Genomic DNA, 6,974 nt, shown 5'->3' on the forward strand with positions numbered 1-6,974 from the left:
GGCATCGGTCCTTACGCGTCCGTCCGGGCCGGCCCCGCCAGCGCCGCGACCCGCTCCACTCCGAACGCATATCCCTGCACACCGCAGCCGGCGATGACCCCGTCCGCGCGCAGCGAGACGTAGGAGTGGTGCCGGAAGGACTCACGCTGGTGGATGTTGGAGATGTGCACCTCGATGACCGGCAGCCCGTCGCAGGTGTTGAGCGCGTCCAGGATCGCCACCGACGTGTGCGAGTAGGCGCCGGGGTTGATGACGATCCCGCAGTGGTTCAGCCGTGCCTCGTGGATCCAGTCGACCAGTTCGCCCTCGTGGTTGGACTGCCTGAAGTCCACCGTGCCACCGTGCGCGGCCGCGGCCCTGGCGCACAGGGCCTCGACGTCGGCCAGGGTGTCCTTGCCGTAGATCTCCGGCTGCCGCTGACCCAGCAGGTTCAGGTTGGGGCCGTTGAGGATCATGATCGGGGCGTTGGCCAGGGTGCGGGGCACGGTTCCTCCGGTCCGGTGCGGGTGGGCTGCTCGTCCCCGGTGTATCACGGTGCGCCGCGCGCGGTACGGCGCGTACCCTCCGGTGATGCCGAAGATGGGCGGATACGACGCTGGGCCATCACCACCGCGCGCCCCCGTAACTACCGATCACTGTGGGTAGTTGACGCGGCATGCACGACGTACGCACCGTAAGGGCGCCCTCCATGCCGCGGCTCGCGGCCGCCTCGCTCGCCGGGACGGCCATCGAGTTCTACGACTTCTTCGTCTACGGCACGGCCGCGGCGCTGGTCCTGGGGCCGCTGTTCTTCCCGACGTTCTCGCCCCTGGCGGGGACGCTGGCCGCGTTCGGTACGTTCGGCGTGGGGTTCGTCGCGCGCCCGCTCGGGTCGGTGCTGTTCGGGCACCTCGGGGACCGGCGCGGGCGGCGGCCGGTGCTCGTCATCTCGCTGCTGCTGACCGGCGGCGCCACGGTCGCGGTCGGCTGTGTGCCGACGTACGGCACGATCGGTGTGGCCGCGCCGGCGCTGCTGCTGGTGCTGCGCTTTCTGCAGGGGCTGGGGCTCGGCGGGGAGTGGGGCGGGGCCGTGCTGCTGACCGCGGAGCACGCGCCCGCCGAGCGGCGCGGGCTGTGGACGAGTTTCCCGCAGGTGGGACCCGCGCTGGGCTTTCTGCTCGCCAATGGTGTGGTGCTGGCACTGTCGGCGACGCTGTCCGAGGCGCAGTTCGCCGCGTGGGGCTGGCGGGTGCCGTTCTGGGCGGCCGGAGTCCTGGCGGTGGTGGGGCTGTGGCTGCGCTCCTCGCTCGCGGAGAGTCCCAGCTTCCTGGAGATCGACGACCGCGCGCGTGTGCCGCTCGCCGAGGTGGCGCGCGACCATTGGCGGCTCGTTCTGCTGACGGCCGGGGCGCTCGCCGTGGGGTACGCGATCTTCTACGCCGTGACGACCTGGTCCCTCGCCTACGGGACGGAGCGGCTCGGGGTGAGCCGTACCGTCATGCTGACCTGCATCATGGCCGCGGTGCTGGTGAAGGGCTCGCTCACACCGGTGGCGGCGGTGCTCGGGGACCGGTACGGGCGGCGGCCGTTGTGTCTGGCCGGGTGCGCGATGGCGGCGCTGTGGATGTTCCCGATGGTGGCGCTGCTGGCGACCGGGGAGCCGCTGCTGATGTTCCTCGGGTTCCTGGGCGCGATGATCGCGTTCATCACGATGTTCGCGGTGATCGCCGCGTATCTGCCGGAGCTGTACGAGCCGCGGGTGCGCTGCACGGGTGCCTCGGTCGGCTACAACCTCGGTGGGGTGATCGGGGGTGCGCTGACGCCGATCGTGGCGACGGCGCTGGTGGAGCACGGTGGGCGGGTGCCCTGGGGTGTGGGCGCCTACCTGACCGGGATCGCGCTGCTGAGTCTGGGGTGTTTCGCAATGCTGCCGGAGACCCGGCCGGTGCCCGTGGCGGCGACGGCGGCCGAGCCGGCTATGGATTGATCGCCAGCTCCAGGTAGGCGGCGAACAGCACCAGATGGACGCCGCCCTGGAGCGGTGTGGCTCGCCCCGGGACCACGGTCAGCGAACTCACCACCACCGTCAGGGCCAGCAGCACCATGTGGGTGGCACCGAGGCCGAGGACCAGCGGTCCGGAGAGCCAGACGGAGGCCAGGGCCACCGCGGGGATGGTCAGGCCGATGCTGGCCATGGCCGAGCCGAGGGCCAGGTTGAGGCTCGTCTGCACGCGGTCGCGCCGGGCGGAGCGCAGTGCGGCGATGGTCTCGGGGAGCAGCACCAGCAGGGCGATGATCACACCGACGACGGCATGGGGAAGACCGGCTTTGGCCACCCCGGACTCGATGGTCGGCGAGACGCCCTTGGCGAGGCCCACCACCCCGATCAGGGCCAGGCCCAGCAGGCCAAGGCTGATCAGCGCGGCACGGGCGGCGGGTACGTCGGCGTGGTCGTCGGCGGTGATCACCTCGCCCTGGCGGGTGATCGGGAGGAAGTAGTCGCGGTGCCGTACGGTCTGGGTCGCCACGAACAGGCCGTACAGGACCAGTGAGGAGAGCGCGGCGAAGGTCAGCTGGGTGGTGGAGAACTCCGGGCCCGGCTTGCTCGTCGTGAACGTCGGCAGCACCAGGCTCAGCGTGGCCAGGGTCGCGACCGTGGCGAGGGCGGCGCCGGTGCCCTCCGGGTTGAAGACCGCGGTGCCGTGACGCAGTGAGGCCACCAGCAGGCTGATGCCGACGATGCCGTTGCAGGTGATCATCACGGCCGCGAAGACCGTGTCCCTGGCCAGGGTCGCACTCTTGTCGCCACCGTCCGCCATCAGGGTGACGATCAGGGCGACCTCGATGATCGTGACGGCGACGGCGAGCACGAGCGAGCCGAACGGTTCGCCGACCCGGTGGGCGACCACCTCGGCGTGGTGCACGGCGGCCAGTACGGCCCCCGCGAGGACCAGGGTCACGAGTGCCACGACGGCCCCGGGCAGGTCGCGCCCCCAGGTGAACACCAGCAGGACGACCGCGAGCGCCGGTACGACGGACGTCCACCGGGTCGCGAGCCGAGCGATCATGCGGCGATCCTCGCAGAGGTGCGCGCACTCCGCCAGGGCTACTTGAGCTCGCCCGACTCCAGGACGTCACAGTTGGTGTAGACCCGCTCGCCGATGCTCAACGCGCCCAACTGCTCGGCGAGTTTGCTCGTCTCGGGGTCGTCGCTGTTGCGCATGGCCTCGTCGTACGACTCGAACTCGAGCACCGCCACATAGTGGTTGGGCCTGTCCCGGTCCTTCAGAAGCATGCGGTGGGTCGGGCCGCCCGTCCTGCCCTCGTTGCGCTGCGCCGCCTCCTGCAGCACCTGCTCCATCTCTTCCAGGCGCTCGGTCTCGAAGCCGATGATCTGCACGAACTTCATGGGTGTCTCCAGCCGGCCACGGCGCACCCGGGCCGGGGTACGCGCACTGGAACCAAACAAGCACCGGGAGCGGTGCCCGGCAATTCGCCGCGCACCGCTCCCGGTGGTGGTTCTTTCTACGTCGGCCGCGGTCAGGCCTCGATGCTGTCCTTCGGAGCGCCTTCGCTCTCCGCCTGCGCCGCCTCGGCCGCCGCCTGCTTCTTGGAGGCCCTCAGGCTGGTGATCGTGGTGACGATCAGGACCGAGCAGATCACACCGAGCGAGACCGGAATGCTGATCTCGGGGACGTGAACCCCGGACTCGTGCAGGGCGTGCAGCACCAGCTTGACGCCGATGAAGCCCAGGATGATCGACAGGCCGTAGCTGAGGTGGACCAGCTTCTTCAGCAGACCGCCGATGAGGAAGTACAGCTGCCGCAGACCCATCAGGGCGAACGCGTTGGCCGTGAAGACGATGTACGGGTCCTGGGTCAGACCGAAGATCGCGGGGATCGAGTCGAGCGCGAAGAGCACGTCGGTGGTGCCGATGGCGAGCATCACGACCAGCATCGGGGTCATGACCCGCTTGCCGTTCTCCTCGATCCACAGCTTGGTGCCGTGGTACCGGTCGGCGACACCGAACCTCCGCTCAGCGGCCTTGAGCAGCTTGTTCTCCTCGAACTCCTCGTCCTCCTCGTCGGCCCGGGCCTCCTGGATGAGCTTCCAGGCGGTCCAGATGAGGAAGGCGCCGAAGATGTAGAACACCCAGGCGAAGCTGGCGAGGATGGCGGCGCCCGCGGCGATGAAGATGGCGCGCAGCACCAGGGCTATGAGGACACCGATGAGGAGCACCCGCTGCTGGTACTGCGAGGGGACCGCGAACTTCGCCATGATCAGGACGAAGACGAAGAGATTGTCCACGCTCAGGGACTTCTCGGTGATGAAGCCCGCGAAGAACTCTCCGCCGGCCTGGCCACTGCCGAAGATGAGCAGGCCGAGCCCGAAGAGGCCGGCCAGGGCGATCCAGACGACCGTCCAGATGCCCGCTTCCTTGATGGACACGTCGTGCGGCTTGCGGCCGATGAAGAAGTCGACCGCGATGAGGGCGGCGAGGCCCACGATCGTCAGGACCCACAGGGTCACGGAAACATCCACAGTTCCTCCGGCAATACGTAACGGCAAGTAACCAGCGTCGTCGCGCTGCCGGAGGTCTCTTCCACCCACGGTGGGCCGACGCCCCGGGATCAGGCCTGATCCGTATTGACGGGTACGCCGCAGTCGACAGGGAGTACTCCCCTCCGTGCCACCAACCGTACCCCAATCACCAAGTAAAGGTAAAGCGATTGGCAAAAGAAGGGTCAAAATCCCTGGTCAAAGCTCTTTACGAGTACTTGGTGCGAGCCACCGCGACCTGCTCCAGGACCTGGTGGAGCACCTGGCTGCCGGGCGGCACGAGCGTCGGCTCATAGGTCCAGGCGTGCCCCACCCACGGGTCGGCGAGATGGTCGTCCGGCACCGGCGTCAGCCGCATGAGCGAACGCCACAGGGGGTCGAGGAGGGGGCCGTAGGCGGAGGCCTCCTCACGGTCGGCAACCATCATCAGGTGGACGCCGACGGACGGTCCCTCGTCCGCGAGGTAGCGCAGCTGGGTCACGGCCCGGTCGTCGAAGCCGTGCGGGAAGTCGTTGACGATCAGGAGCTGCTCGGAGGTGTCGAGGCCGGGCGGGAGGGAGTCGGCCGCGCCGCCGCGCACCGCCATCTGCACCAGGTCGACGCGCTGGGTGAGCCTGGCCAGGGCGTCCGCGACACCCGCGGCGCCGACGGCGGGCGGGGCCGCGAGCACACCGGTGCGCGCCAGCGGGGCCAGGGCCTGCGCGCCCGAGCCGGCCGGGTCGATGACGTGGAGGGTGAAGTCACCGGCGGGGTGGACGGCGAGGAGCCGGGCCGCGAGTGCGACGGCCGTGTCCATGGCGAGGCCGCGCAGTTCGTGGGAGTCGAGGAACGAGCCGTCGAGCAATCCGGCGGCTCCGCTGTCGATCCACAGACCGCGCTCCAGCGGCAGCCTGACCAGCATCGGGATGCGCAGCTCGGCGCACTCCGGCAGATGCAGATCGCCAAGGCGCACGGCCATGGGCGCCTCGAACGGCACCCGGTAGCCGTGCCATACGGGGTTGTCCCAGCGGGCGTACGCCGCCGGCAGGGCGGGCTCGACCACCTCGGACTCGGCCGTGAGCTGGCCGAGATCCCGGTCGTAGGCCGCCCGGGCCTGTTCGACGAGCTGGGCGTGCTTGGCGCGGGCCGCCTCCCGCGCGGCGTCGCCCTGTCCGCCGATCCGGCTGCGCGGGTCGGCGAGGGCCGCGTCGAGCTCCTTCTCCATGCGCGAGTCGGCGAAGTCGACGGCACTGCGGTAGGCGGCCGTGGAGCGGGCCAGATCCTCGAACATGCCCCACACCTGGTTGTAGAGCCGCTCGTCCATGGACCACCCGGTCGCGTCCCCGGCGACGGGTCGCCCGGGCTCGCCTGGCTGGGCGGGAGGCGCGGCTGGCGGGGGCGGCGGGGCGGTGTTCTGCCGTCGAGGGTGGCTGTAGTCGATGGGGCCGCCTGCGCTGGGCGCGCCCGGCTGAGCGGCGGAGTCCGCGGTCCCGGGCGCGTGGGCGTATCCGGACTGCGGGGCGCCCTGAGCGCCGTAGGGAGGGACGGGTTGCGGTGCCCCGGAGGCAGGGCCGCCGGTCGGGGGCATCGGCTGCGGTGGAGTGCCGGGCGGCTGTGCGCCGTACGGCGACAGCGGCTGCGGCGGTACGGCTCCGGGGGCGCCCTGGGCTGCCGCGGGGCCCTGGGTCGTGGTGGAGCCCTGGTCCGCGCCGAGCGTCGGTGTGGTCGTCTGCCGGGAACGGTCGCCGTCCGCCGTGCGGGCGGGAGGCGCCGGCACCGAACGGGCCAGTCCCTGGGCCACCGCCTCATGGACGGTGCCCGCGAGCTGGTGGGCCTGGGGAAGGCCCTGGTCGGTGAGGAGTTCGGCGAGACCGCCCGCGTAGCCCTGTCCCACGGCGCGCACCTTCCAGGCGCCCTGTCGGCGGTAGAGCTCCAGTGCGACGACCGCCGATTCGGCGTCCAGACCGGTGATGGTGTAGCTGGCGATTTCGGTGCCGTCCAGGCCCGTGACCGCGAGGAACGGGGCGGCGACGGCGCCGAAGCGCACGGGGCCGGCCGCCGCGGGCAGGGCGAGCAGCACATGGACCCGGTGGACGGCCTCGGGTACGGCGTCGAGGTCGACCGCGAGACGGTGGTCGGCGGCCGCCTGCCGGGAAACCTCAAGACCCGGCAGGGTGGGTGCGCCCGGGTGGACGACCCACTCGACGCCGTGCACCGTGCCGTGCTCGTCACCGAGCGTGGCTCCGGCCACGATCGGTGTGCCGGCCGCGATCCGGATCTCGAGACGGGCCTGGGAGAGCGGATGGTTCTGCCCCCGCACCAGCTCGGCCGTCATGACGCCTTCCCTTCGGTCACGGACCCGCTAGAGGCAATACCGGTGATTTAGGTTGTCTTCCGGCGGGTCGGCCTGGTCTTGGTCGGCCCGACCAGGGTCACGCGGGGAGTGTCCGGCCGGG

General features: G+C 70.8%; 6 protein-coding genes. 1 reads left to right on the plus strand and 5 read right to left on the minus strand.

Annotated features, from left to right (window positions below; all coding sequences use genetic code 11):
* Window positions 1-11: 11 nt before the first annotated feature.
* Window positions 12-485, minus strand: coding sequence for a type II 3-dehydroquinate dehydratase (gene aroQ, locus AB0D34_RS27625; protein ID WP_362665867.1), 474 nt, complete (start codon window positions 483-485; stop codon window positions 12-14).
* 170 nt (window positions 486-655) lie between these two features.
* Here aroQ and AB0D34_RS27630 point away from each other — a divergent pair, with 170 nt between their 5' ends.
* Entirely contained in the window at window positions 656-1,966 is a 1,311-nt protein-coding gene (locus AB0D34_RS27630) for an MFS transporter (protein WP_362665869.1), read from the plus strand.
* On the opposite strand, the gene AB0D34_RS27635 is transcribed toward AB0D34_RS27630, so the two are convergent.
* The 4 genes from AB0D34_RS27635 to AB0D34_RS27650 form a co-directional block, all read right to left on the minus strand.
* The gene (locus AB0D34_RS27635) at window positions 1,956-3,047 is read right to left on the minus strand and encodes an ionic transporter y4hA (protein WP_362665872.1); all 1,092 of its coding nucleotides are present in this window, start codon (window positions 3,045-3,047) and stop codon (window positions 1,956-1,958) included. The two genes, AB0D34_RS27630 and AB0D34_RS27635, sit on opposite strands and share 11 nt — an antisense overlap.
* A gap of 38 nt (window positions 3,048-3,085) precedes the next feature.
* Window positions 3,086-3,388, minus strand: a complete 303-nt coding sequence (locus AB0D34_RS27640) for a hypothetical protein (protein WP_362665874.1) — start codon at window positions 3,386-3,388, stop codon at window positions 3,086-3,088.
* 131 nt (window positions 3,389-3,519) lie between these two features.
* Window positions 3,520-4,521: a TerC/Alx family metal homeostasis membrane protein gene (locus AB0D34_RS27645; RefSeq protein WP_362665876.1), complete on the minus strand. Its 1,002-nt coding sequence runs from the start codon at window positions 4,519-4,521 to the stop codon at window positions 3,520-3,522.
* 226 nt (window positions 4,522-4,747) lie between these two features.
* Window positions 4,748-6,853, minus strand: coding sequence for a TerD family protein (locus AB0D34_RS27650; protein ID WP_362665879.1), 2,106 nt, complete (start codon window positions 6,851-6,853; stop codon window positions 4,748-4,750).
* Window positions 6,854-6,974: the final 121 nt, after the last annotated feature.

Origin of the sequence: Streptomyces sp. NPDC048420, assembly GCF_040651535.1 — a bacterium.
Lineage (GTDB): Bacteria > Actinomycetota > Actinomycetes > Streptomycetales > Streptomycetaceae > Streptomyces.